Here is a 22,711-nt window from a genome sequence, read left to right on the forward strand (position 1 = left end):
ACGATCAGCCCGCCGCTTGGGCTTGGCCCTCCGCCCCGCCCCTCTCCAGCCCCGCCTCACGCGCGTCGATCAGCTCGTCCCAATGTTCCCGCGTCCATGCGCAGGCAACGTCCAGCGGTCCCAGCAGCCCGCGGCCGAGGACGGTGAGGGCGTAGCCGCCCACCGGCTCCCGCACCACGAAGCCGTCGCGTTCCAGTCCGCGCAGCGACTGCGTCAGCGACTTGGCGGTGATGCCGCGCAGCGGCACCTTCAGTTCCGAGAAACGCCTCGGCCCGCCTTCCAGGCAGCGCAGGATCATCGGCGCCCATTTGTCGCCCACCCGGAACGGCACGAGCGTGGACGGGCAGACGGGATCGAACATCTCCGGGTCCAGAGGCTCCTGGGACTCCGGTCTCAGCGGTGTCGGCGGCGTCATGATCCACACGGTACGGCGGTATCCGATCGGTAACCAGGCCCTTCCCTACGCTCCCCACCATGAACGCGAACACGCACACGGACACCAACACCGACACCGACACCAACACCGACACATTCAGCCGCACCCGGCTCCTCGTCCTCGGTGCCGCCGGGCGGGTCGGCCGGGCCGCCGTTGCCGAGGCGCGGCGCCGGGGCCTCCCGGTCACCGCGGCGGGCCGGGCGGACGCGGACGTGACCTCTGCCGAGGCGGTGGCCCGGGTGGCGGCCGGGCACGATGCGGCAGTCGTCGCCGTGTACGACGGGACGGCCCGGCCCGGGGAGTTCTTCCCGGCGGCGGCCCGGGCCGTCGCCGCCGGGCTGGCGGCGGCCGGGGTGCGGCGGGTGGTGTGGGTCGGGCTGGCGTCCGTACTGCCGACGGCGGGCGGGGAGCTGCTGATGGACACCGACGGGTATCCGCAGGAGTGGCGGGAGTTCTACGTCGGCCACGGCGCCGGCACGGAGGAACTGCGGGCGGCGGCGGCTGCGGCCGGGCTGGACTGGGCGGCGCTGAGCCCGGCCGGAGACTTCGACCACGAGGGCGCACCGGCGGGGCGGTACGCCTTCGCCCCGGCCGAGGCGGCGGCCCGGATCACGCCGGGCGACTTCGCGCGGGCACTGCTCGACGAGGTGGAGCGGCCGACGGTGCACGGAAAGCACGCGGGGGTCTCGGCATGAGGGCGGGTCTCGACATGAAGGCGGGTCTGGGCATGAAGGCGGGTCAGGGCATGAAGGCGGGCACACGGGGCGGACCGGACCCACAAGGCGGACCGGACGCGCAAGGCGGACCGGCAGCACCGGCCACCCCGGCCGGACCGGCAGCCCCGGGCGCACCGTTCGCCCCAAGCCGCGAGCCCGTACTCGACAGCCCGGCGCCCTGGGTGGCCGAGCACATCCGGCGCTTCGAGGAGACCGGTGGGGTGCCGCGACCCGGGGTGGACGATCTGCTGCTCACCACCCGGGGCCGGACCTCGGGGGTACTGCGCCGGACGGCCCTCGCGTACGTACGGGACGGCGGGGCGTACGTCCTGACCGCGTCCAACGGGGGTTCGGACCGGCACCCGGCCTGGTACCTGAACCTGCTGGCGGATCCGCGGGCCGTTCTCCAGGTGGGCCGGTCGACGTTCCCGGCGACGGCCCGCCCCGCCACCGCTGCCGAGGCGGCCCGCTTGTGGCCGAGGGTGGTGGCGTCGATGCCTTCGTACGCGGCCTACCGCACGGCCACCACCCGCGAGATCCCGCTCCTGCTGCTCACCCCGTCGAGCTGAGCCGAGCCGGGCCGAGCCAGGCCGAGCCGAGCCGAGCCGGGCCGAGCCGAACCGAACCGGGGCTGAGCCGGGCCGAACCGAACCGACCAAGCCGAACCGGCCGCGCATCCGGAAGGCTCGGCTACAGCCCCACCGACGGGGCCTTCGGGAGGCCGCTGTCGAGGGCGCCGCCCGCGCCGGTCAGGGAGGATTCGGCCGCCTCGGTGGAGGTGCCGAGTGCGGAGGTGGCCACGCCGACGGCGGTCTCGGCGTCGGTGACGGCCTGGGAGGGGTTGTCGGCGATCTCGACGATCCGCTCGGTGATCGGGGTGCTCTTGAGGGGGGATTCCTCGGCGTGTGCGACGGCGGGGACCAGGGCGACGGCGGCGCCGCCGGAGAGGGCGAGGGCGGCGAGGGTGCGCTTCATGACGTTCATGCATGTCCCAACGACCCCACCACACCCGAGTCACCGGCCCCTCTCGCCCGGTTCCACGCTTCGGGTGACACCGGTACGCCGGCCCCCCGCCTCCGGACATGCCCGCGGGCCCCGGATCGAGGGGGGTTCGATCCGGGGCCCGCGAAGGGTGACACAGGGGACGACGGGGCGGCCGGGGTCAGTCCTTGACCACCAGGGCCGGCGTGGTCTTCGTCAGGATTTCGCCGCGGAAGAAGGCCGGGCTGCGGCGGGCCGTGATCAGCATGATGACCAGGCCGAGGAGCAGCAGGCCGACGCCGATGATGAAGACGCTGCCCACGCCGAAGATGCCGGAGCCGGAGCCGTAGGCCGGGTCGTAGGTGTCGTAGAGGGTCTTGAAGAAGACCGCGGCGAGGAGGAGGCCGCCGAGGACCGGGAAGACGCCCTTGAAGAACAGGTCGCGGGCGGAGTTGCCGAGCTCCTTGCGGAAGTACCAGGTGCAGGCGAAGGCCGTCAGCGAGTAGTAGAAGCAGATCATCAGGCCGAGCGCGAAGATCGTGTCGGTGAGGACGTTCTCGCTGACCAGGGTCATGATCGTGTAGAACGCGCCGGTCGCGATGCCCGCCATGACCGTGGCGCGGCCCGGGGTCTTGAACTTCGGGTGGACCTTGGCGTAGGAGGGCGGCAGGGCCTCGTACGTGGACATGGCCAGGACCGTGCGGGCCACCGGGATGAAGGTGGTCTGCAGGGAGGCGGCGGCGGAGGCCAGGACCGCGATGAAGAGCGTGATGCCGAGGACCGGGCCCATCACGGGGCCGGCGAGGGCCGCGAAGACGTTGCCGGAGGTCTCCTCGTTGGCGAGGCCGAGGCCTTCGCCGCCGGAGCCGACGGCCATCTGGGCGGCGATGCCGGTGGCGAGGTACGAGCCGACGAGCACGACCATGGCGACGAGCGCGGCGCGGCCGGGGGTCTTCTCGGAGCCGGTGGTCTCCTCGTTGGTGGCCAGGCAGGCGTCCCAGCCCCAGTACATGAAGATCGAGAGGGAGAGTCCGGCGGTGAAGGCCGCCATGGACTCGACCGCGAAGGGGTTCATCCAGGACCAGGAGAAGTCCAGGCCGGTGTCGAAGGTGCCGGCGGAGGCCTTCTGGAAGGCCATCGCGACGAAGACGGCGAGGACGACCAGCTGGAGCCCGACCAGGGCGTACTGCACACCCTTCGTGGCCGTCATGCCGCGGTAGCTGATCGCGGTGGCGACGGCGATCAGGGTCAGGCAGGTGGTGATGTGGACGAGCTTGTTCTCGTCCAGCGCGGCGATCGACGGGTTGTTCGTGATCTCGCCGGCGAGGAGCCAGAAGTAGGAGGTGGCGACGCCGGCCAGGTTGGAGAGCACGATGATCGTGGCGATCACCAGGCCCCAGCCGCACATCCAGCCGAGGCGCGGCCCGAAGGCCTTCACGGTCCAGGTGAAGGAGGTGCCGCAGTCCGGCATGACCTTGTTGAGCTCGCGGTACGCGAAGGCGACCAGGAGCATGGGGAGGAATCCGGCCAGGAAGACGGCCGGCATCTGCAGGCCGACCTCGCCGGCGGTGGAGCCGAGGGTCGAGGTGAGGCAGTAGACGGGGGCGACGGTGGAGATGCCGATGACGGCACTGCCCATCAGACCGACGGAGCCCTTGCCGAGGCCCTTGCCACGAACGCCGCCCTTGTCGGCTCCGCTTACCGTGTCTCCGGCCTGGGGCCGCGTGTCCAGCTGTGTCATGAGTCAGGACGTTAGATGCTGCGGTTTCCTCATCCGGAAGACTTTAGTCCGGTACTCCACAGGTCTAAATTCCTTTGAATCTTGAGGCTGGGAGAGTTCACGCGCTGGTAATGAAAGGTCCACTCGGCCGCCAGCCGGGCATCGACAGGCGTCAAGCCCAAGCTTCCGGAATGCGGAAACCGCAGCTCTGCCCGTTTTGCACCATTCAAAACTTTCCCGTGGCAATTTTCAGGGCCCCCCAAACCGGGGCGCCGTCCGCCAGACTGGCCCCATGCCCACGGCCGACGAACTCCTCAGCGCGGATACCGTCAGTAACCTGGCCCGATTGCTCGCCCGGGCAGCCGGCCGCCACACCTCGCCCGCCCTGGACGCCTGCGCCGCCGCGCTCGACCGGCTGACGTACAGCGGGCGCGTCAAAGCCGTCCGCGACGCCGTCCTCGCCGACCTCCCCGACGACTGGCCCGGCTTCGAAGCCGTCGTACGCACCGCCCTCGCCGACCCCGGCTTCGACGGCTGGATGACCTTCCCCGTCAACGAGGCCGTCGCCGTCCGCGGGCTGGAGGTGTTCGAGCCCGGCCTCGCGCTGCTGCACGACCTCACCCCCCGGCTGACCGCCGAATCCGCCGTACGCCCCTTCCTGCGCGCCGACCCGGCCCGCGCCCTGGCCGTCGTACAGGAGTGGACCGCCGACCCGGACCCGCACGTACGCCGCCTCGCCAGCGAGGGCACCCGGCCCCGGCTGCCGTGGGCCCCGCAGCTGCCCGCCTTCATCGCCGACCCGCGCCCGGCGCTGCCGGTGCTGGACGCCCTCCACCGCGACGAGTCCGAGTACGTGCGCCGCTCCGTCGCCAACCACCTGAACGACATCAGCCGCGACCACCCGGAGCTGGCGGTGGAGACCGCCGCCCGCTGGCTGGCCGAGGACACGCCCGCCACGCCCGCCACGCCCGGTACCCCCGGCACCCCCGCGCCCACGACGACGGATCGCGTCGTCCGGCACGGCCTGCGCACCCTGATCAAGGCCGGCCGGCCCGAGGCGCTGACCCTGCTCGGACACTCCCCCGACGTCCCGGTCGCGGTGAAGGGGCCGGTGGTGACCACGCCTCGGGTCGCCGTGGGCGAGTTCCTCGTCTTCGACTACGCGGTCACCAACACCGGCAGGCTCCCGGTGGAGCTGGTGGTGGACTACGTCATCCACCACACGAAGGCCAACGGCACCCGCACCCCGAAGGTCTTCAAGCTCACCACCCGCACCCTGGCCCCGGGCGAGACTCTCACCGGCACCAAGCGCCACTCCTTCAAACCGATCACCACCCGCCGCTACCACTCCGGCGAACACCTGGTGCAGCTGCAGGTCAACGGCCGGGCGCGGGGCGAGGCCGTATTTTCACTGGACGCGTCCTGAGCCGGCCTGACAGGCTCCCCGCATGACCTACGGAATCGAGTCCCACCCCGCCCGGTGAGCGCCCGCGACGAGCGCGCGGCGCTCACCCCCGGGACCTCCCTCCACGACTACGCCCTGTTCCGCCAGGGCATCGAACCCGACGGCCGGTTCCCGCGCCGCGGCCATCCCCTGCCCGACGGACATCCCGGGCCGAAGCCCGGCCGCAGCCGCCTGACCTGGCACCAGGCGGAGGAGGAAGTGGCCGCCGCGCTGGCCCCCCTGCTGGCCGACCCGGATCCGGTCCGGGCCGCCGACGCCGTCCACCTCCGGGTCCGCGACCTCGTGATGCCGGACCGCACCCTCCGCGCCCATGTCGCCCGGTTGCCGCTGCCGGACGAGGCCGCCGCCCGGCGGACCGCCCGGCGACTGACCCGCACGGGCACCGACACGGCGGCCGTGAGCGTGGGCCTGGCCCTCCTGATCCGCCTCGGCGAAGCCGAGGACGTACCGGTCCTGAAGACCCTCGGCCTGCTGCGCGGTCTCGCCCGAGCGGCCGCGGCCGCACTCGACCCGCTCGACCGGCAGGCGGCCGCCCTCCTGCTGCTGGCCGACCGCAGCAGGAGCCGGGAACTGACCCCGCTCATCGATGCCGTCGCCACGGGCGACACTGAGGCCGTACGGGACGCGCTGGTCACCCTGGCGCGCGACGCGGAGGTGCTCTGGCTCGCCCGCCGGATCGCCGAGGCCGCCGACCTGGACGGCCTGCTCCGCGCCCGTCCCGAGGACGGCACGCTGTTCGCCGCGGCCGGCCGGCTGCTCCACCGGATGGCCGGCCAGCGCGAGGGCCGGGCGGAGATCCTGGACTACCGGCCGGCCCTGGCCGTGTACGAAGCCCTGGTCGGGCACGCGGACCGGCCGGCCCCGGCCCTCGGCCACCACGCGCTGCTGCTGTCGGTCGCCCTCGATCTGCACAGCGGCACGGCCGTGCTGCTGGACTGGCGGCCCGGGCAGCGCGAGGCGCTGCTGGACGCGCTGGGACGGGTCCTGCAGGAGCCCGTCCCGGACGGCGGGCCCGCCGTCCGGCGGCGGACCGAATGGATCCGGCGGACCGGCCGGCAGCCGTTCGTCCGCGCCGCGGCCGGGGAGCGGTTCCGTATCGAGGTGGTCGTCGACGATCCCGCCGACCCGCCCGCCGTCGAGACCCGGATCCTGGTCGACGGCCGGCCCCTGGTGCCCCTGCTGTTCGGGAAGGGACCCGCCAACGCCCCCGAGTGCCTGCTCGACACCGGCGGGCTCCGTGCCGGGGCCGAGCCGCACGAGGTGCAGCTGGCCGAGGCGTACTGCGCCGAAGGCTGTTGCGGGGCGCTGTACGTGACCATCCGCCGCGACGGCGACGAGGTGGTGTGGGGCGAGTGGCGCGGCGCGGTCGGGCCGACACCGCCCGAGTACCGCTTCGACGCGGCCGCCTACGACGCCGAGGTCGGGCGCGCCGAGCGGGACCGCTCCTGGTGCTGGCCGGCCCGGAACACGGCCCGGCTGATCAAAGCCGGCCTGCGGGAGCGCCCGGACCTGCTGACCCGGTGGGACGTCGAACCGGGCTGGGTCGGCACCGACTGGCGCGAGCCGGACACGGTGGACGTGGACTTCAGCGCCCCGCCGGAACCGGATCCTGCTTCGGAAACAGGAACGGAAGCGGGACAGGGCCAGGGCCAGGGACCGGGACCGGGACCGGGACCGGCACCGGCACCGGCACCGGCGGCATCGCGTCGGTACTTCCGCTGGGCGGTGCCGGACGACGGCCGTCCGCCCGAGGTCCAGGCCGCCGCCGTGCTGGAACGGCTCGCGACCACCGACCCGAAGACCTTGGGGACCGCCCCCTTCTAGCCGGTGACGGGACGGGGGGGACGGGGGCGGGACGGGGGCGGGGGCGCGAAGGGCCCCCCGCCCCCGGCCTGCTAGGTGGTCCAGACGATCGACTGGATCTCGCTGTACGCGTGCAGCGCGTACGAGCCCACGTCCCGGCCCACCCCCGACTTCTTGAAGCCGCCGAACGGGGCCTCCATGTTCCGGCCGATGGTGTTCACGCCGACTCCGCCCGAGCGGAGCCCGCGGGCCACCCGGAAGGCGCGCGAGGCGTCGCCCGACCAGACGTAGGAGAGCAGCCCGAAGTCGGAGTCGTTGGCCAGGGCGACGGCCTCCTCCTCCGTGTCGAAGGGGACGACCGCGACGACCGGGCCGAAGATCTCCTCGCGGACCACCCGCATGTCGTTGGTGCAGTCGACCAGGAGGGTCGGGGCCACGTAGAAGCCCTTGCCGTCCGCCCGGACCGCCGGGCGGTCCCCGCCCACCGCGATCCGGGCGCCCTCCTTCTTCCCCAGTTCGATGTAGGACTCCACCCGGTCGCGGTGGGCCGCCGAGATGACGGGTCCGACCACGGTGCCCTGCGCCGCCGGCTCGCCCACCTTCATGAAGGCCAGGTAGCCGGTCAGCTTCTCCACCAGCGCGTCGTGGACGGACCGGTGCACGATCACCCGGGTCGGGGCGGTGCAGATCTGGCCGGAGTAGAAGGAGAAGGTGGTCCCGATGCCCATCGTCGCCGCGTCCAGGTCGGCGTCCTCGAAGACGATCGCCGCGCCCTTCCCGCCCAGCTCCATCAGCTGCCGTTTCATGGACCGCCCGCACACCTCGGCGATGCGCTGCCCGACGGCGGTGGAGCCGGTGAAGGACACCATGTCCACGTCCGGGGAGTCCACGGCGGCCTCGCCGACCGCCACCGACTGCCCGTTGACGACGTTGACCACGCCCGCCGGCACCCCGGCCTCGGCGAGCGCCTCGGCCATCTTGAACACCGACAGCGGGTCCTGCGGGGCGGGTTTCACCACCACCGTGTTGCCCATGGCCAGCGCCGGGGCGACCTTGCCCGCCGGGTTCGCCCACGGATTGTTGTACGAGGTGATGCAGGTGACCACGCCGACCGGCTGACGTACCTCCAGCGCGCCGAGGATGCTCGCCTTCCCCATCGGGCCGGCCTCGGTCACCTGCGGCGGGAGGCCCTTCTCCACGGGTTCGAGGGCGCCGCGCGCGTACCGGCGGAACCGGGCGACGCCGACCCCGACCTGCATGCCGCGGGCGATGCCGGTGGGTGCGCCGGTCTCGGCCTGGGCGAGGGCGGTCCAGGGCTCGTACTCGCGCTGGATGATGTCGGCGGCCCGGTCGAGGATCGCGGCCCGCTCCTCCGGCCGGGTCCGCGACCAGCCCTCGAAGGCTTCGCGGGCGGCGGCCGCGGCGGCCGCGACCTGTGCCGGGGAGGCCTCCGGTGCGAGGCCGGCCACCGACTCGTCGGCCGGGTTGACCACCTCGTAGTACCCGCCGGCCGGCTCCACCCACTCGCCGCCGATGTACAGCCTGCTCACCGGGTGTCCACCGTCCTCGCTCGCCCCGCTCACCGGGCTCACCGGGTGTTCACCGTCCTCGTGTCGCGGCCCGAGCGGAGGACGATGCCGGGGACGGCGCCGGTCACCTGGTCGTCGCGGATCGTCTCCACCCCGTTGACCCGGACCGACACGATGCCGATGGCGCGTGAGTCCAGTCGCGGGCTGTCCCCGGGCAGGTCGTGGACGAGGGTGGCGGGGCCGGCCTCGATGCGTTCCGGGTCGAAGAGGACGAGGTCGGCGTGGAAGCCCTCGGTGATCCGGCCGCGCTCGCGCAGGCCGAACAGCTGGGCCGGGTCGTCGGTGAGCATCCGTACGGCCTGCTCCAGCGGCACCAGTTTGCGGCCGCGCAGGCAGTCGCCGAGGAAGCGGGTGGTGTACGGGGCCCCGCACATCCGGTCCAGGTGCGCTCCCGCGTCGGAGCCGCCCAGCATGACGTCCTCGTGCTGCCAGGTCTCGGCGCGCAGGGCCCAGCTGGCCGGGTCGTTGTCGGTGGGCATGGGCCAGAGCACGGTCCGGAGTTCGTCGTTGGCGCAGATCTCCACCAGGCAGTGGAAGGGGTCCTGGCCGCGTTCGGCGGCGATGTCGCCCACGACCCGGCCGGACAGGCCTTCGTTGGCCTTGCTGAAGGTGTCCCCGATGACGTACCGGCCGAAGTTGGCGAGGCGCCGGAAGACCCCGGCCTCCTTGCTGTCGGCGCGGCGCAGCATCTCCGTCCGTACGGCGGGGTCGCGGAGTTTCGCGATCCGCTCGGGGACGGGCAGGCCGAGGATCTCGCCCCACCCCGGGATGAGGTTGAGTGCGCAGAAGGTGCCCAGCGACATGTTCATGGGGGTGAGGATCGGCATGGTGAGCGCGACGATCCGGCCGCCGGCCTTGCGGGCGCGTTCGCTGGGGATGAGCTGACGCGGGACGCGTTCGGGCACGGACGCGTCGATGGTGAGGACGTTCCAGTTGAGGGGCCGGCCGGCGGCCGCGCTCATCTCGACGAACAGGTCGATCTCGTCGTCGGAGAACTGGTCGAGGCAGCCGGCGACGATGGCTTCGAGCTGGGTGCCTTCGTGGTCGGCGACGGCCCGGGAGAGGGCGAGGAGTTCTTCCGGCCGGGCGTGCCGGGAGGCTACGGGGGCGCCGTCGCCGTCGGAGTGGGTGGCGGACTGGGTGGTGGACAGGCCCCAGGCGCCGGCGTCCATGGCGTCGTGGAAGAGCCGCAGCATCTCCTGCATCTGCTCCTCGGTGGGCTGTCCGCCGACGGCGGCCTCGCCCATCACGTGCCGGCGCAGCGCGCAGTGTCCGACCATGAAGCCGGCGTTGACGGCGATGCGTCCGTCGAGGGCGTCCAGGTATTCGCCGAAGGTGGACCAGGACCAGTCGACGCCTTCTTCGAGGGCCTTGAGGGCCATGCCCTCGACCTTGCTCATCATCCGGCGGGTGTAGTCGGCGTCCTCGGGGCGGTCGGGGTGCAGGGGCGCGAGGGTGAAGCCGCAGTTGCCGCCGGCGACGGTGGTGACGCCGTGGTTCATGGAGGGGGTGGCGTACGGGTCCCAGAACAGCTGGGCGTCGTAGTGGGTGTGGGGGTCGATGAAGCCGGGGGTGAGGACGAGGCCGGTGGCGTCTTCGGTGGTCCGGGCCTCTTCGGTGATCGTGCCGATGGCGACGATCCGGCCGTCCCGTATGCCGACGTCTGCGACGCGGGCGGGGGCGCCGGTGCCGTCCACGACGGTGGCGCCCTTGATCAGGTGGTCGAGCATGGCGTCCCTTCTGCCGGTGTTCGCGCGATTCAGCCCCGCCGGCGTTCGAGGCGCGGGGGTGCGGGGTGTGGGGTGTGGGGGCGGAGCCCCCGCGTGCCCCGGCCGGAGGCCGCCGGGCCGGCCGCGGCCTCGGCATTGCCTCCGGCCGGGGCCGGTTCGGGACGGCGGTCCGGGAAGACGCCGTCCCCGATCTGGTGGGGATCAGCCGGTGGCCGCTTCGCGGAAGCGGGTGGTCCGGTGCACCGGATCGGTGTCGATCTTGGGGATCACGTGCTCACCGATCAGCTTGATCGTGGTCATCGTGTCCTCGTACGACACCCCGGTCGGCAGCCCGAAGGACAGCTGGTCGGCGCCGGCCTGCTCCCACCGCTTGCACTGCTTGGCGACCTCGTCCGGGTCGCCGCAGATCAGCAGCTCCTCGGCGATCAGCAGCTCGATGATCTCCGCGTTGTACTCGGGCAGCGTTTCGGGCCACTGCGGGATGGCTTCGGGCCGCGGGAAGGTGTCGTGGTAGCGGAAGACCAGCGACTGGAAGCGGTTCATGTTCGCGTTGACGGCGATCTCGACGGCCTTGTCGTGGGTCTCGGCGCAGATCGCGGTGGAGGTGACCATCACGTTGTCGTTGACGAAGGCGCCGATGGCCTTCGCCTCCTGGATCGCGGTCTTGTACTGGTCCAGGACCCACGACATGTCGGAGACCTTCTGGACGCTGAAGCCGAGGACGCCGAGGCCCTTCTTGGCGGCCATGGCGTACGAGGAGGGGGACCCGGCGGCGTACCACATGGCCGGGTGGGCCTTGCCGTACGGCTTGGGGAAGATCTTGCGGGGCGGCAGCGACCAGTGCTTGCCCTGGAACCCCTCGTATTCCTCCTGGAGGAACATCTTGGGGAACTCGGCGATGGTCTCCTCCCAGATCTCCTTGGTGTGGTTCATGTCCTCGATGCCGGGGAGGAAGCCGAGGATCTCGTGGCTGCCCGCGCCGCGGCCGGTGCCGAACTCGAAGCGGCCCTTGGAGAGGTGGTCGAGCATGGTGACCTTCTCGGCCACCTTGACGGGGTGGTTGACCGGGGCGAGCGGGTTGAAGATGCCGGAGCCGAGGTGGATGCGCTCGGTGGCGTGGGCGAGGTACCCGAGGAAGACCTCGTTCGCCGACAGGTGCGAGTACTCCTCCAGGAAGTGGTGCTCGGAGGCCCAGGCGTACTTGAAGCCGGCCTTGTCGGCCTGGATGACGTACTCGGTCTCCTCGATCAGCGCCTTGTGCTCTGCCTCGGGGTCGACCTTGGATCGCGCCTCAGGCACGTATCCCTGCACAAAGAGCCCGAATTCCAAGGGGGTTCACCGTCCTTTGGTTTCTGACGCATCGTCAGATCGATGTCGTCGACTGTTCCATTCGAGGAGTGCCACGTCAATACCTGACGTACCGTCAGAGAATGCTCACGCCCGCCATCCAGCCGCCGTCGATGACGAACGGCTGACCGGTGATGTACGAGGAGTCCTCGCTGGTCAGGAAGAGGGCCAGCCGCGCCACCTCGGCCGGCAGGCCCGCCCGGCCCATCGGCACCACCTTGCGGTAGAGCTCCGCCATGGCATCGGTCGCCTCGGCGGACGGGCCGGCCGGATCCAGCAGCGCCGGGTTGGCCATCGGGGTGTCCACGGCACCCGGGCACATCGCGTTGACCCGGATGTTCCTGGCGGCCAGCTCCAGCGCGGCGACCCGGGTCAGGCCGACGATGGCCGCCTTGGTCGCCGCGTACGCCCCGACGAACGCCATGCCGGTCAGCCCGGTGTAGGAGGAGGTGTTGACGATGGTGCCGCCGCCGGCCGCCTCGATCTCGGGGGCCACGTTCTTGATGCCGAGGAACGCGCCCACCTGGTTCACCTGCACGATCTGCTGGAACTCCGCCAGCGGGGTGTTCACCAGCTCGTTGAAGCGCAGGATGCCGGCGTTGTTGACCAGCCCGTCGATCCGCCCGCCGAAGGCGTCCTTCGCCGCCGCGACCGCGGCCGCCCAGTCCTCCTCCCGGCTCACGTCCAGCCGCACGTACCGGGCGCTCTCCTCGCCTATCTCCTTGGCGACCTGCGCGCCCTGTTCGTCCAGCACGTCCCCGAGCAGCACTTTCGCGCCCTCGGCGGCGAACAGCCGGGCCTCCTGCTCACCCTGGCCGCGCGCCGCCCCGGTGATGACGACGACGCGCCCGTCCAGCTTTCCCACGGCAAGCCTCCTGGTCGTACCTAGTCGTTGAGGTGGGGCGCGACCTCGGCCCCGAAAGCGGTGATCTGGTCGCACAGTTCGGCCCGGTCCCGGCTGCGGAACCGCACCTGGATCTGGTCCACGCCCAGGGCCCCGTACTCCCGCAGGGACTCGGCGAGGACCTCGCCCTTGCCGGTGAGGGTGCGGCGGCCGGTGTCCCAGCCGGGCTCGCCGACGTACAGCGCCTCGGTGATCGCCCCGATCTCGATCGGGTCGGTGATCCCGGCGGCCTCCCGCAGCTCCCTGATCCGGGCGATCCGGCCGGGCAGCCGGTCCCGCGGGTCGCCCTGCGGGAGCCAGCCGTCGCCGCGTACGGCCGCCCGGCGGACCGCGGCCGGCGAGGAGCCGCCCACCCACACCGGGATCCGCTGCTGGGCCGGCCGGGGCCGCTGCCCCAGCCCCTCGAAGCGGTAGAACTCCCCCTCGAACTCGGGGAACTCCTCCGGCCCGAGGGCGACCCGCAGGGCGTCGAGCGCCTCGTCCAGCACCGCACCGCGCCGCTCGAAGTCGACCCCGAGCACCTCGAACTCCTCCTGCACGTGCCCGGCACCGACGCCGAGGATCAGCCGGCCGCCGGACAGGTGGTCGAGGGTGGCGTACTGCTTGGCGCTGATCAGCGGATGCCGCAGGGCCACGATGGCGACATGGCTGAGCAGGCGGACGTTCTCGGTGACCCCGGCGAGGAAGGAGAGGGTGGCGACCGGGTCGTACCAGACGGTGCTCATGGCCGAGGCCAGGCGGCGGGGGATCGCGACGTGGTCGCAGGACGCCAGGTACCCGAACCCCGCCCGGTCGGCGGCCCGGGCGACCCCGGCGAGATCGGCGGCGGTGGCCGAGGCCTCCCAGGGCTCGGCGTAGATGGTGCTCTGCGACTGGACCGGGAGCTGCATCCCGTAGACCAGCCGACCTTCCGGAAACACGCGAGCCATGGGCGTCCCACCCCTTGTCCGACGAATCGTCACCGACCTGTCCCGGCCGGGGCCCATCGTCTAAGCTGACGCTTCGTCAGACAAGGGGTGGGACGCGCTAGTCTGCCGCGCATGGAGCTGCTCCTCACCCTCGTCAGCGGCCTGGCGTGGACGATCGTGTACGTCGAGTCGATCCGGGTCGGCTTCCGGGACCGGACGTACGCGATGCCGGTGGCCGCGCTGGCGCTGAACTTCGCGTGGGAGTCGACGTACGCGGTGAACGAGGCGCGGGCGGGGGTGTCGGCGCAGGGCGTGGTGAACGTGGTGTGGGCGGTGGCCGACCTGGTCATCGTCTGGACCTTCGTCCGCTTCGGGCGGGCGGAGTTCCCGGGCGTCGGCCGGGGCGTCTTCGCGGCCGCCGGGGCGGGCCTGTTCGCCACCGCCTTCGCCGTGCAGTGGCTGTTCCTGGCCCACTTCGGCACGCACGACGCGACCCGCTACTCCGCCTTCCTTCAGAACCTGCTGATGTCGGGCCTCTTCCTGGCCATGCTGGTGTCCCGCGGCGGACCCCGGGGCCAGTCCCCGACCATCGCGGTGTCGAAGTTCCTGGGCACCCTGGCCCCGACGATCCTCTTCGGCGCCCTGGAGGACGCCCCGTTCATCCTGGGCCTGGGCGCCCTGTGCGCGGCCTTCGACCTGGCCTACATCGCGGCCTTGGCATCCGCCCGGCGAAGCCCGTCCCCGCCCCGGCCGGATCCCGGCTCACGCCGACCCGCGTAAGGCGGAGGGCGGCGCGTCGCTTCCCGGAGGCCGTACGTGCCCACACGGAGGCGCTGGACATCCGCCCTGTGGGCGGGGCGCGGCGCGTTCGTCCATGAGCGAGGCGGGTTCAGGAGCCAGAGGCTCGGACCGAGCCGGTGCTCGAGCCGCTGCTGTCGCCGACGAAGCAGGCGACGCCGCGTTCACCGGCGGTCCAGGTGGCAGGGCTCGGATGGTAGGAGTAGAGCTGCATCGTCTCCGGGAGCTTCGCGCCGGCGCCCACGTAGTCGGTGAGCCCCTTGTCGCACTTCTCGCCGACAACGGAGTTGATCTTCTGCTTGCCCGGGTACGCCCCGTCCGGCAGGTCGAAGATGACCACCGCCTCCGACTGGTGAGGCTCGTCGCAGGGCACGATGTCCACCGACAGGGGCGCCTGGGCGTCCTCTTCCTGATAATCCTTCAGATCGTCCTCGGTGTTGAAGCAGTCCCCGGCGTTAATGTCGTCCACATCGCCGAAGGCCGGCCCTACGACCCGGCCACCGGTGTCGTGCGTCGGCAAGGGATCGGCGGCGGCCGGCACTCCGAAGATCCCGAGGAACAGCGCGAGCCCGAGGGTGACAGCGTGAACAGCAGCTCCGGACGGTCCCGGCCGCGCGTACGGATCAGGAGGCGGGGGCGCTTGCAGTGGTTGCGGCAGTCTGGACATGCGTGCAGCTCTCCTTGCACAGAGCTCTGAGACGCGGTCGACCGGCAGGCGGTGACACGGACGGCGGCGATCGTGGCCGCTCCCTGCCCGGCTCGGTCTCGGATGCCTTCAGGCGGGCGGCATGCGCCGGGCCACGCCGACGCGTGCCTGCCGATGGAGTTGTGCCACTTCCAACGCTACCCCCCGGCGGGCGCCGCGGCCGCTCCACCCGGCCGGGACGTGCGTCGAGCAAAAGAGTTCTGACCGCCGGGCTCAGAAGCCCGCAGGCCCCATCACGATCACCGGCTTCGCCGCCGGGTCGAGGGTCTGGAGGACCTTCTGCATGCCCTCCTTGGGGATGCCCACGCAGCCCTGCGACGGCCCGTCGTGGTCCACGTGCAGCCAGATGTTGCCGCCCTTGGCCGGGCCCTCCGGTTTGGTCTGGTCGAGGGGGGAGGTGCCGCGCTTGCGGTTGAAGTCGATGGCGACCACGTAGTCGAAGGACCCGGCCAGGGATTCGCCGTTGACGCCGCGGCCGGACGGGACGAAGGAGTTGTCCCGGTCGTACGGGAGTTTCGTGCCGGGCGGGGCCGGCAGCAGGCCGCCGGCGTCGGTGAGGGAGTAGACGCCCACCGGGGAGGACAGGTCGCCGTACTTGCGGTCCGCGGCCCAGCCCTTGGCGCCGTTGCGGGCGGGCCAGCTGCCGGCCGAGGTCCAGGGGGAGCCGGTGTCCGGGCGGGTGTAGAGGGTGGCGGTGCCCTCGGAGGAGTCCTTGGACGTGCCGGCGACCAGGAGGACCTGCCGCGAGTCGGCGGGGATGCGGGCGCGGGTGGCGGCGCTGAGGCCGGGGAGTTCCGTCGGGCCGGCGGCCGGGGCGGCCGGAGCCTCCCGCTGGGTGGAGCGGTCGGCGCGGTCCTGGGCGGGCGGCCGGTCGTCGGAGGCGGTACGGGCCTGCGGGGTGATCGCGCGGTCGTCCTGGAGGGAGTACACCCAGCCGGCCGTGAACGTCAGCAGGCCGACGGTGGCCGTGAGGGCCAGCCGGCGGGGCGTACGGGACCGGGCGCGGGCATGCTTGCTCATGCGGCAGACCGTACACAGAAGATCCAGATTTTTGTTGACGGCTTAAGTGTTTTCTTGCGGGAAGCGGATACGGACCGTCAGGCCGCCGCCGGGCTCGGGGTTCGCCTCCGCGGAGAGTTCTGCGCCGTGTGCACGCGCGATCGACGCGACGATGGAGAGCCCCAACCCGGCGCCCTCACCCGCCGTGTGCTGGCGTTCCGCGCGGCGGCGGAAGGGTTCCAGGAGGGCCGGGACCTCCGCCGGATCGATCAGGGCGCCCGTGTTGGAGACCGTCAGGAGGCCGTCCGGGCCGGTGCTCAGCGTGATCCTGCCGCCGGGTCGGTTGTGACGTACTGCATTGGCGAGGAGGTTGCGGATCAGGTGGCCGAGGAGCAGCCGGTCGCCCGTCACCGGGAGCGGGGCGAGGGTCCGTTCCACCGTCAGGCCCTCGTGCGGGTGGGCCGCCAGTTCGGCCGCCGTGAGCGCCGCCAGGTCGACCTCCTCGGTGGCCTCGGTGGCGGACAGGCCTTCCTCCGAGACCGCCAGCAGCAGGAGGGACTCGATGAGGTGTTCGCTGGCGGTGGCCGTGTCGATCAGCTTGGCGCGGATCCGGGCCACCTTCTCCGGCGGCGGGTCGCCGGCCAGCCCGATCTCGGCCGCGGAGCGCTGCACGGCCAGCGGGGTGCGGAGTTCGTGTGCCGCGTTCGCCGCGAACCGGCGCTGGGCGGCCACCAGGTGTTCCATCCGGTCGAGCATCCCGTCGAAGGTGTCCGCCAGCCGTTTCAGTTCGCCGGGCGGGGCCTGGAGGCCGATCCGCTCGTGCAGGTTGGCGCCGGAGAGGCGGCGGGCGGTCTCGGTGATCACGCCGACCGGGCGCAGCACCCGGCCGGCCATCCACCAGGCCAGCCACATCGACAGGACCGCGAACACGGCGAGGGCGATCAGTGAGACGAGCAGCAGATCGTGCAGGGTGGCCTGTTCGGCGGCCGCGGAGAGGTTCTGGGTGATCCGGTACTGCTCCAGCTCCTCGGCGCTCGGCCGGACGCCCGGGGGCAGCCGCTGGGCCGGCACCGCCGTCTTCAGGCCCTCCCGCAGCTTGAGTTCGGTTCCGGGCGAGACGGTGGTGGAGTAGAGGGCGCCGCTGATGCTCGCGTACAGGCCGTTGCGGAACAGTACGTTCACCAGCGCGACCAGCCCGCCGCCGGCGAGCAGGAGCAGCGAGCCGTAGAGGGCGGTGAGGCGGGCGCGTTCGCTGCGCGGGAGGGGGAAGCGCGCCATGCGGCGCAGCCACTTGCCGGGGCGGGACCCCGGGCCCGGCTCCGCGCCCGCCGCCGGTGCCGTCATCGCGGGGCCGCGGTCGGCGGGATGCGGTAGCCCGCGCCCGGCACCGTTTCGATCAGCGGGGGTTCGCCCAGCTTGGCCCGCAGTTTGCTGAGGGTGACCCGGACCGCGTTCGTCCGGTAGCTGGTGTCCTCTTCCCACACCTGCTCGATCAGGTCCTCGTTGCTGACCACCGCCCCCTCCGCCCGCAGCAGCGCCTCCAGTACGGCGAACTCCTTCCGGGAGAGGGAGAGCCGGCGCCCGTCCCGGGTGGCGGCCCGGCCGGAGGTGTCCACCGCGAGTCCGGCCCGCTCCAGCACCGGCGGCAGGGCCGGGCGGGCCCGCCGGCCCAGGGCCAGGACGCGGGCGAGCAGCTCGTCGTACGCGAAGGGCTTGGTCAGGTAGTCGTCGGCGCCGAGGCCGAGCCCCTCGACGCGATCCCGGACCGTACCGGAGGCGGTCAGCATCAGCACCCGGGTGAGCAGCCGGTCCCGGACGACCTGCCGGCACACCTCGTCGCCGTGCAGGCCGGGCAGATCGCGGTCGAGGACCAGGACGTCGTACTCGCCCAGCCGCAGCCGGCGCAGGGCCTCCAGGCCGTCGCTCGCCTCGTCCACGGCGAGCGCATCGCGCCGCAGCCCCTCGGCGATCATCTCCCGGAGGAACTCCTCGTCCTCCACCACCAGAACTCGCATGCCCCCTCTCTACCCGAGAGCGGCATTTCGGCGTTGTAAGCATCCGCCGTTAGAGAAGCGAAAGCCGCTCCTGCCGCAAGGTCGGGCGCATGAAGCGATCCCTCACCATGACCACGACCACGGCTGCGGTCCTCACCGGCCTGACCCTCTTCGTCACCGCCTGCACCGGCGGCGCAGGCGACGAGAAGAAGGACGAGAAGAAGGACGGCGCGGGCAGCAGTGCCGGGCAGAACTCCGGCACCGACAGCGGCAAGGCCGCCGACGACGCCCTCAAGCTGCGCCAGTGCCTGCGCAAGCAGGGCGTGGACGTCCCCGACCCGGCGCCCGGCCAGGACCCGCGCGGGCTGACCCTGGGCGCCGGCGCCGACCCGCAGAAGATGCAGAAGGCGATGGAGGCCTGCGGGCTTCAGGGCCCCGGCTCCGGCAAGGGCCCCACCCAGGAGCAGAAGGACAAGGAGCTCAAGTGGGTGCAGTGCATGCGCAAGAACGGGGTGAACCTGCCGGACCCGGTGTACCAGGGCAGCGCGCGCTCCGGCATCGAGATCCCGAAGGGGCAGGAGAAGGCGTTCGAGGAAGCCCAGAAGAAGTGCGAGAACGCATGAACCGGCCCGGGAGCCGAGGTGGGAACCGGCGCGGGAAGTGGCTGCTGGCGGGGCTGGCCGTGCTGCTGGCCGCGACCGGCGGCGGGTACGTCGTCCTGGAGGACCGTACGCCGGACCGCACCGGCGACGACCGGAGCGCCGGCGCGCTGCCGCCCGACGCGGCCCCGGTGCAGCGCGGGGACCTCAGCTCCGGCCTGCAGGTCGAGGGCACCCTCGGCTATGCGAAGGAACGCAGGCTGAACGCCGCCGGGCCGGGGGTGCTGACCTGGATCGCGGACGCCGGCGCCGCCGTGGAGCGGGACGGGCGGCTGTACGAGGTCAACGGCCGGCCGGTACGGCTGATGTACGGGGCTTCGCCGATGTACCGGCCGCTGAAGGCCGGGGACAAGGGCGAGGACGTCAAGCAGCTCAAGCGGAACCTGCAGGCCCTCGGCTACGGCACAGGCCTCGACCCGGAGGACGGCACCTTCACCGAGGGCACGGTGACGGCGGTCAAACGCTGGCAGAAGGCCCACAAGGTGAAGCAGACCGGGGAGGTCGGCAAGGAGGACATCGCCTTCGCGTCCGGACCGCAGCGCGTACAGCGGGCGGAGGCGGCCATCGGCGACGAGGCCGGGCCCGGCAAGCCGGTGCTCACCCTCACCGGCACCGAGCGGATCGTCCGCTTCCAGATGGATGCGGGGCAGGCGGACGCGGCGAAGACCGGGGACGAGGTGACGGTCTCCCTGCCGGGCGGCGGCACGGCGACCGGGAAGATCGACTCGGTGGGCGCGCCGCCCCCGGGATCGGAGAACCAGGGCGGTGGCGGCAGCGGGGGCGGTGGTGGCGGGGACAAGAAGGCGAAGGTCGAGGTCGGCGTCGTCTTCGACGACCCGGCCGAGGCCAAGGGCCCGGACCGGTCGCCCGTATCGGTGAGCCTGACCGGCGAGACCCGCAAGAACGTCCTCTCCGTCCCGGTGAACGCGCTGCTCGCCCTCTCCGGCGGCGGGTTCGGCGTCCAGGTCGTCGAGAACGGCACGGTCCGCGAAGTGAAGGTCGAGCTCGGCATGTTCGGGCAGGGCCGGGTCGAGGTCACCGGCGGCGGCCTGACGGACGGCATGAAGGTCGGGGTGCCGAAGATATGAACGTCGTCGAGTTGAGCGGGGTCACCAAGGAGTATCCGGGCGGGGTCGCCGCCCTGCGCGGCATCGACCTGACCGTGGAGGCGGGCGAACTCCTGTCGATCGTCGGCCCGTCCGGCTCCGGGAAGTCGACGCTGCTGCACATCGTCGGCACCCTGGACCGGCCCACCGCCGGCCGGGTCGCCATCGCCGGCCACGACATCGCGTCCCTGTCCGACCGGGCCCTGTCCGCGCTGCGCTCCCGCCATGTCGGCTTCGTCTTCCAGTCCTTCCACCTGGTGCCCGGCATCTCGGCGCGCGCCAATGTGGCGGAGGGGCTGCTCTACTCGGGCCTGCCGCGCGCCGAACGCGCCCGGCGGGCGGAGGCGGCGCTGGACCGGGTCGGGCTGGGCGACCGGATGCACCACCGCCCGCACGAACTGTCCGGCGGGCAGAAACAGCGGGTGGCCATCGCCCGGGCCGTGGCGGGCGAACCCGACCTGCTGCTGGCCGACGAGCCGACCGGCGCGCTGGACACGGCCTCGGGCGAATCGGTGATGGAGCTGCTCCACGAACTGAACCGGGACGGCGCCACCATCGCCGTGATCACCCACGACAACGAGATCGCGGCCGGCCTGCCCCGGTCCGTACGCATCCGGGACGGCGAGGTCGTGGCCGACGTACGCGGGGGTCCGGGCGGGGCGAACGGGACCACCGGGGCAGCCGGGGTGGCCGGGGCGAACGGGGCGAACGGGACCACCGGGGCAGCCGGGGCGTCCGGGGCGGGCTCCGCAGCGAGGGGGGCCGCATAGTGCGAAGGAAACTGCGCCCGGCCCGGCTCGGGCCGCGCGACGTCCTGCACGTCGGCTCGGCCGGTCTGCGCTCGCGCCCCATGCGGGTGTTCCTGTCGGCGCTCGGCATCGCGATCGGCATCGCCACGATGATCGCGGTGGTCGGGATCTCCTCCTCCAGCCAGGCGAAACTGCTGCGCGAGCTCGACAAGCTGGGCACCAACATGCTGGTGGCCACGCCCGGCCAGTCCATGTACAGCGGGCAGGACACGAAGCTCCCCAAGGAGGCGCCCGGCATGGTCTCCCGGCTCGACGGCGTCGAGTCGGTGGGCACCACGGCCGACCTCGAGCAGTCGGTCCGGCGTACGGAGAACATCCCGAAGGAGGAGACCGGCGGCATCACGGTCAAGGCCGCCAAGGACGAACTGCTGGACACCCTGCGGGCGCGGGTCGGCCGGGGCAGCTGGCTGAACGCGGCCACCGGACGCTATCCGGCCGTGGTGCTCGGCGATGTGGCGGCCCGGCGGATGGGGATCACGGAGGTGGGGCAGCAGGTCTTCATCGGCGGCCGGTACTTCACGGTGGTGGGCGTTCTGGAGCCCATCCCGCTTGCGCCGGAGATCGAGCGCTCGGCGCTGGTCGGCTGGGAGGCGGCGCTCTCGCTGCTGGGCTTCGACGGCCACCCGACGGCGATCTACGAACGCTCCACGGACGACTCGGTGGCGGCGGTACGGGACCTGATCCCACGGGCCGCCAACCCGCAGTCCCCGCAGACGGTGTCGGTGACCGACCCGTCGGCGGCGCTCCAGGCGAAGGCGGCGACGGAAGGCGCTTTCAGCACGCTGCTGCTGGGGCTGGGCGGGATCGCCCTGCTGGTCGGCGGGGTCGGAGTGGCCAACACGATGATCATCTCGGTGCTGGAGCGGAGGCACGAGATCGGGCTGCGGCGGTCGTTGGGGGCGACGAAGGGGCAGGTCCGGGTCCAGTTCGTGACGGAGTCCCTGCTGCTGTCCGGACTGGGCGGACTGGCCGGCATCGCCCTGGGCGCCGCCGCCACCGGGGTGTACGCGCGGTCCGGCGACCTGCCGTGGGTCGTCCCCCTGTGGGCGGTGAGCGGCGGCTTCGGAGCCACCCTGTGCATCGGCACGGTGGCCGGCCTCTACCCGGCGGTCCGCGCGGCCCGCCTCTCCCCGACCCTAGCCCTGGCCGCCGGCTAGCCGCACGCGGCGCGAGGCGGCGGCCCCCTGTCGCCGCCTGGCCCGGCCGCCGGTCGGCCGCCCGCGGGGCGAGGCGGCGGCACGCCTGTCCTCGACCCTGGCCCCGGCCGCCGGTCGGCCGCACGCGGGGCGGGGCCCGGCAGCCGGTCAGCCGTACTCGGGGCGGGGCGGCGGCCCGTCTGTCTCCGACCCTGGCCCCGGCCGCCGGCTAGCCGTACTCGGGGCGGGACCCGGCCAGCAGCCCGGCCACGACGGCCAGCCAGGCGCTCGGCGCGTAGGGGGCCGGCGGGTCGACCTCCATGCCCAGCTCGGCGATGCCGACCGCGTAGTCGACCTCCTCCAGGCCGAGCGCGAGCAGTTCGCGCAGCTCGCCGACGAGGCGCGCCACCAGGGTCGGGTCGACCGAGCCGGCGTAGTCGCGGACGGCGGCGTCGTGGTCGTCGAACTCGTCGGGCATGTCCTGCGAGAACCAGCCGCCGAGGAACTGGCCGAGCTCCGGGAACCGGGCGTGCCACTCCCAGTGCGTCTCGGGCACCGCCACCGGGGGCGGGACCTGCCCCTCCTCGACGCTCTGCTTGATGTGGTCGGCGAGCAGGACGAGCCGGTCCTGGATCTCGGCCTCGGGCAGCCCGATGTCCGGCACGGGGTAGAACTCGCCGAGGCGGAGCCGCAGCCGGCCGGGCGGGTTCTGGGCGTAGGTGCGGAGCTGCTGCTCGGCGAGCGAGAGGGCCCAGGGGCGGGTGTGCCAGGTGTGGCGCAGGTAGGCGGTGAGGGCCTGGCCGGGGCGTTCGGGGGTGTCGTCGGCGGGCTGGCCGACGTACGCGCTGATCACCTGGTCGAGTTCGCCGTAGCGGCGGTCGAACTCAAGGGGCTTCATGGACATG

The 22,711-nt window shown here is 72.6% G+C and carries 22 protein-coding genes; 9 read left to right on the plus strand and 13 right to left on the minus strand.

Annotated elements, in window-relative coordinates:
• Positions 1 to 4 precede the first annotated feature (4 nt).
• Positions 5 to 415: a helix-turn-helix domain-containing protein gene (locus tag AB0447_RS13345; RefSeq protein ID WP_366476725.1), complete on the minus strand. Its 411-nt coding sequence runs from the start codon at positions 413 to 415 to the stop codon at positions 5 to 7.
• Positions 416 to 474: 59 nt separating this feature from the next.
• Here AB0447_RS13345 and AB0447_RS13350 point away from each other — a divergent pair, with 59 nt between their 5' ends.
• Both AB0447_RS13350 and AB0447_RS13355 read left to right on the plus strand, forming a co-directional pair.
• Positions 475 to 1,131: an NAD(P)H-binding protein gene (locus AB0447_RS13350; protein WP_366476726.1), complete on the plus strand. Its 657-nt coding sequence runs from the start codon at positions 475 to 477 to the stop codon at positions 1,129 to 1,131.
• Positions 1,128 to 1,721, plus strand: coding sequence for a nitroreductase/quinone reductase family protein (locus AB0447_RS13355; RefSeq protein WP_366476727.1), 594 nt, complete (start codon positions 1,128 to 1,130; stop codon positions 1,719 to 1,721). The genes AB0447_RS13350 and AB0447_RS13355 overlap by 4 nt, the downstream gene beginning before the upstream one ends.
• Positions 1,722 to 1,842: 121 nt before the next feature.
• Here the strand turns inward: AB0447_RS13355 and AB0447_RS13360 are convergent, their stop codons facing one another.
• Together AB0447_RS13360 and AB0447_RS13365 are read right to left on the minus strand one after the other, a co-directional pair.
• Positions 1,843 to 2,136: a hypothetical protein gene (locus tag AB0447_RS13360; protein WP_366476728.1), complete on the minus strand. Its 294-nt coding sequence runs from the start codon at positions 2,134 to 2,136 to the stop codon at positions 1,843 to 1,845.
• 178 nt (positions 2,137 to 2,314) lie between these two features.
• Complete coding sequence (locus AB0447_RS13365) at positions 2,315 to 3,874, minus strand: APC family permease (RefSeq protein ID WP_366476729.1); 1,560 nt, start codon at positions 3,872 to 3,874, stop codon at positions 2,315 to 2,317.
• Positions 3,875 to 4,145: 271 nt separating this feature from the next.
• Here AB0447_RS13365 and AB0447_RS13370 point away from each other — a divergent pair, with 271 nt between their 5' ends.
• Both AB0447_RS13370 and AB0447_RS13375 read left to right on the plus strand, forming a co-directional pair.
• Positions 4,146 to 5,279: a DNA alkylation repair protein gene (locus AB0447_RS13370; RefSeq protein WP_366476730.1), complete on the plus strand. Its 1,134-nt coding sequence runs from the start codon at positions 4,146 to 4,148 to the stop codon at positions 5,277 to 5,279.
• Positions 5,280 to 5,333: 54 nt separating this feature from the next.
• Positions 5,334 to 7,142, plus strand: coding sequence for a hypothetical protein (locus tag AB0447_RS13375; RefSeq protein WP_366476731.1), 1,809 nt, complete (start codon positions 5,334 to 5,336; stop codon positions 7,140 to 7,142).
• Positions 7,143 to 7,213: 71 nt separating this feature from the next.
• On the opposite strand, the gene AB0447_RS13380 is transcribed toward AB0447_RS13375, so the two are convergent.
• From AB0447_RS13380 to AB0447_RS13400, 5 genes are all read right to left on the minus strand, one after another.
• Positions 7,214 to 8,671: an aldehyde dehydrogenase family protein gene (locus AB0447_RS13380; RefSeq protein ID WP_366476732.1), complete on the minus strand. Its 1,458-nt coding sequence runs from the start codon at positions 8,669 to 8,671 to the stop codon at positions 7,214 to 7,216.
• Between the two features lie 38 nt (positions 8,672 to 8,709).
• A complete protein-coding gene (locus tag AB0447_RS13385; RefSeq protein ID WP_366476773.1) occupies positions 8,710 to 10,473 on the minus strand; it encodes a D-aminoacylase in 1,764 nt (587 codons plus the stop codon).
• A 168-nt stretch (positions 10,474 to 10,641) separates the two neighbouring features.
• Positions 10,642 to 11,769, minus strand: coding sequence for an LLM class flavin-dependent oxidoreductase (locus AB0447_RS13390; protein WP_366476733.1), 1,128 nt, complete (start codon positions 11,767 to 11,769; stop codon positions 10,642 to 10,644).
• Between the two features lie 94 nt (positions 11,770 to 11,863).
• The gene (locus tag AB0447_RS13395) at positions 11,864 to 12,652 is read right to left on the minus strand and encodes a glucose 1-dehydrogenase (protein ID WP_366476734.1); all 789 of its coding nucleotides are present in this window, start codon (positions 12,650 to 12,652) and stop codon (positions 11,864 to 11,866) included.
• Positions 12,653 to 12,672: 20 nt separating this feature from the next.
• Entirely contained in the window at positions 12,673 to 13,620 is a 948-nt protein-coding gene (locus AB0447_RS13400) for a TIGR03619 family F420-dependent LLM class oxidoreductase (protein WP_366476735.1), read from the minus strand.
• Positions 13,621 to 13,731: 111 nt separating this feature from the next.
• Between AB0447_RS13400 and AB0447_RS13405 the strand changes: the two genes are divergently transcribed.
• Positions 13,732 to 14,379 carry a hypothetical protein gene (locus AB0447_RS13405; protein ID WP_366476736.1) on the plus strand — a complete coding sequence of 216 codons (648 nt, stop codon included), beginning with the start codon at positions 13,732 to 13,734 and terminating at the stop codon, positions 14,377 to 14,379.
• Positions 14,380 to 14,488: 109 nt separating this feature from the next.
• Here the strand turns inward: AB0447_RS13405 and AB0447_RS13410 are convergent, their stop codons facing one another.
• The 4 genes from AB0447_RS13410 to AB0447_RS13425 form a co-directional block, all read right to left on the minus strand.
• On the minus strand, positions 14,489 to 15,064 hold the full coding sequence (locus AB0447_RS13410; RefSeq protein ID WP_366476737.1) for a septum formation family protein: 576 nt from the start codon (positions 15,062 to 15,064) through the stop codon (positions 14,489 to 14,491).
• 252 nt (positions 15,065 to 15,316) lie between these two features.
• On the minus strand, positions 15,317 to 16,123 hold the full coding sequence (locus AB0447_RS13415) for a hypothetical protein (RefSeq protein WP_366476738.1): 807 nt from the start codon (positions 16,121 to 16,123) through the stop codon (positions 15,317 to 15,319).
• A gap of 42 nt (positions 16,124 to 16,165) precedes the next feature.
• Positions 16,166 to 17,380 (minus strand): ATP-binding protein, encoded by a 1,215-nt coding sequence (locus tag AB0447_RS13420; protein ID WP_366476774.1) that lies wholly within the window; start codon positions 17,378 to 17,380, stop codon positions 16,166 to 16,168.
• A gap of 62 nt (positions 17,381 to 17,442) precedes the next feature.
• Complete coding sequence (locus AB0447_RS13425) at positions 17,443 to 18,117, minus strand: response regulator transcription factor (protein ID WP_366476739.1); 675 nt, start codon at positions 18,115 to 18,117, stop codon at positions 17,443 to 17,445.
• 89 nt (positions 18,118 to 18,206) lie between these two features.
• Between AB0447_RS13425 and AB0447_RS13430 the strand changes: the two genes are divergently transcribed.
• Genes AB0447_RS13430 through AB0447_RS13445 form a run of 4 tightly spaced genes read left to right on the plus strand, consistent with a single transcriptional unit; the run spans position 18,207 to position 21,827 of the window.
• Complete coding sequence (locus tag AB0447_RS13430) at positions 18,207 to 18,719, plus strand: hypothetical protein (RefSeq protein ID WP_366476740.1); 513 nt, start codon at positions 18,207 to 18,209, stop codon at positions 18,717 to 18,719.
• The gene (locus tag AB0447_RS13435) at positions 18,716 to 19,843 is read left to right on the plus strand and encodes a peptidoglycan-binding protein (RefSeq protein WP_366476741.1); all 1,128 of its coding nucleotides are present in this window, start codon (positions 18,716 to 18,718) and stop codon (positions 19,841 to 19,843) included. The genes AB0447_RS13430 and AB0447_RS13435 overlap by 4 nt, the downstream gene beginning before the upstream one ends.
• Positions 19,840 to 20,631, plus strand: a complete 792-nt coding sequence (locus tag AB0447_RS13440) for an ABC transporter ATP-binding protein (protein WP_366476742.1) — start codon at positions 19,840 to 19,842, stop codon at positions 20,629 to 20,631. The genes AB0447_RS13435 and AB0447_RS13440 overlap by 4 nt, the downstream gene beginning before the upstream one ends.
• Complete coding sequence (locus tag AB0447_RS13445; RefSeq protein WP_366476775.1) at positions 20,628 to 21,827, plus strand: ABC transporter permease; 1,200 nt, start codon at positions 20,628 to 20,630, stop codon at positions 21,825 to 21,827. Before AB0447_RS13440 ends, AB0447_RS13445 begins: the two co-directional genes overlap by 4 nt.
• Before the next feature lie 208 nt (positions 21,828 to 22,035).
• On the opposite strand, the gene AB0447_RS13450 is transcribed toward AB0447_RS13445, so the two are convergent.
• Entirely contained in the window at positions 22,036 to 22,710 is a 675-nt protein-coding gene (locus AB0447_RS13450; RefSeq protein ID WP_366476743.1) for a contact-dependent growth inhibition system immunity protein, read from the minus strand.
• Between the last annotated feature and the right edge of the window lies 1 nt (position 22,711).

It is taken from the genome of Streptomyces sp. NPDC051211, assembly GCF_040689505.1.
Lineage (GTDB): Bacteria > Actinomycetota > Actinomycetes > Streptomycetales > Streptomycetaceae > Streptomyces.

What these genes read in the sequence shown, in the direction of transcription:
- AB0447_RS13345 (WP_366476725.1), bottom strand. Translation starts at nt 415, where the DNA reads ATGACGCCGCCGACACCGCTGAGACCGGAGTCCCAGGAGCCTCTGGAC.
- AB0447_RS13350 (WP_366476726.1), top strand. Translation starts at nt 475, where the DNA reads ATGAACGCGAACACGCACACGGACACCAACACCGACACCGACACCAAC.
- AB0447_RS13355 (WP_366476727.1), top strand. Translation starts at nt 1,128, where the DNA reads ATGAGGGCGGGTCTCGACATGAAGGCGGGTCTGGGCATGAAGGCGGGT.
- AB0447_RS13360 (WP_366476728.1), bottom strand. Translation starts at nt 2,136, where the DNA reads ATGAACGTCATGAAGCGCACCCTCGCCGCCCTCGCCCTCTCCGGCGGC.
- AB0447_RS13365 (WP_366476729.1), bottom strand. Translation starts at nt 3,874, where the DNA reads ATGACACAGCTGGACACGCGGCCCCAGGCCGGAGACACGGTAAGCGGA.
- AB0447_RS13370 (WP_366476730.1), top strand. Translation starts at nt 4,146, where the DNA reads ATGCCCACGGCCGACGAACTCCTCAGCGCGGATACCGTCAGTAACCTG.
- AB0447_RS13400 (WP_366476735.1), bottom strand. Translation starts at nt 13,620, where the DNA reads ATGGCTCGCGTGTTTCCGGAAGGTCGGCTGGTCTACGGGATGCAGCTC.
- AB0447_RS13405 (WP_366476736.1), top strand. Translation starts at nt 13,732, where the DNA reads ATGGAGCTGCTCCTCACCCTCGTCAGCGGCCTGGCGTGGACGATCGTG.
- AB0447_RS13410 (WP_366476737.1), bottom strand. Translation starts at nt 15,064, where the DNA reads ATGTCCAGACTGCCGCAACCACTGCAAGCGCCCCCGCCTCCTGATCCG.
- AB0447_RS13415 (WP_366476738.1), bottom strand. Translation starts at nt 16,123, where the DNA reads ATGAGCAAGCATGCCCGCGCCCGGTCCCGTACGCCCCGCCGGCTGGCC.
- AB0447_RS13420 (WP_366476774.1), bottom strand. Translation starts at nt 17,380, where the DNA reads ATGGCGCGCTTCCCCCTCCCGCGCAGCGAACGCGCCCGCCTCACCGCC.
- AB0447_RS13425 (WP_366476739.1), bottom strand. Translation starts at nt 18,117, where the DNA reads ATGCGAGTTCTGGTGGTGGAGGACGAGGAGTTCCTCCGGGAGATGATC.
- AB0447_RS13430 (WP_366476740.1), top strand. Translation starts at nt 18,207, where the DNA reads ATGAAGCGATCCCTCACCATGACCACGACCACGGCTGCGGTCCTCACC.
- AB0447_RS13435 (WP_366476741.1), top strand. Translation starts at nt 18,716, where the DNA reads ATGAACCGGCCCGGGAGCCGAGGTGGGAACCGGCGCGGGAAGTGGCTG.
- AB0447_RS13440 (WP_366476742.1), top strand. Translation starts at nt 19,840, where the DNA reads ATGAACGTCGTCGAGTTGAGCGGGGTCACCAAGGAGTATCCGGGCGGG.
- AB0447_RS13450 (WP_366476743.1), bottom strand. Translation starts at nt 22,710, where the DNA reads ATGTCCATGAAGCCCCTTGAGTTCGACCGCCGCTACGGCGAACTCGAC.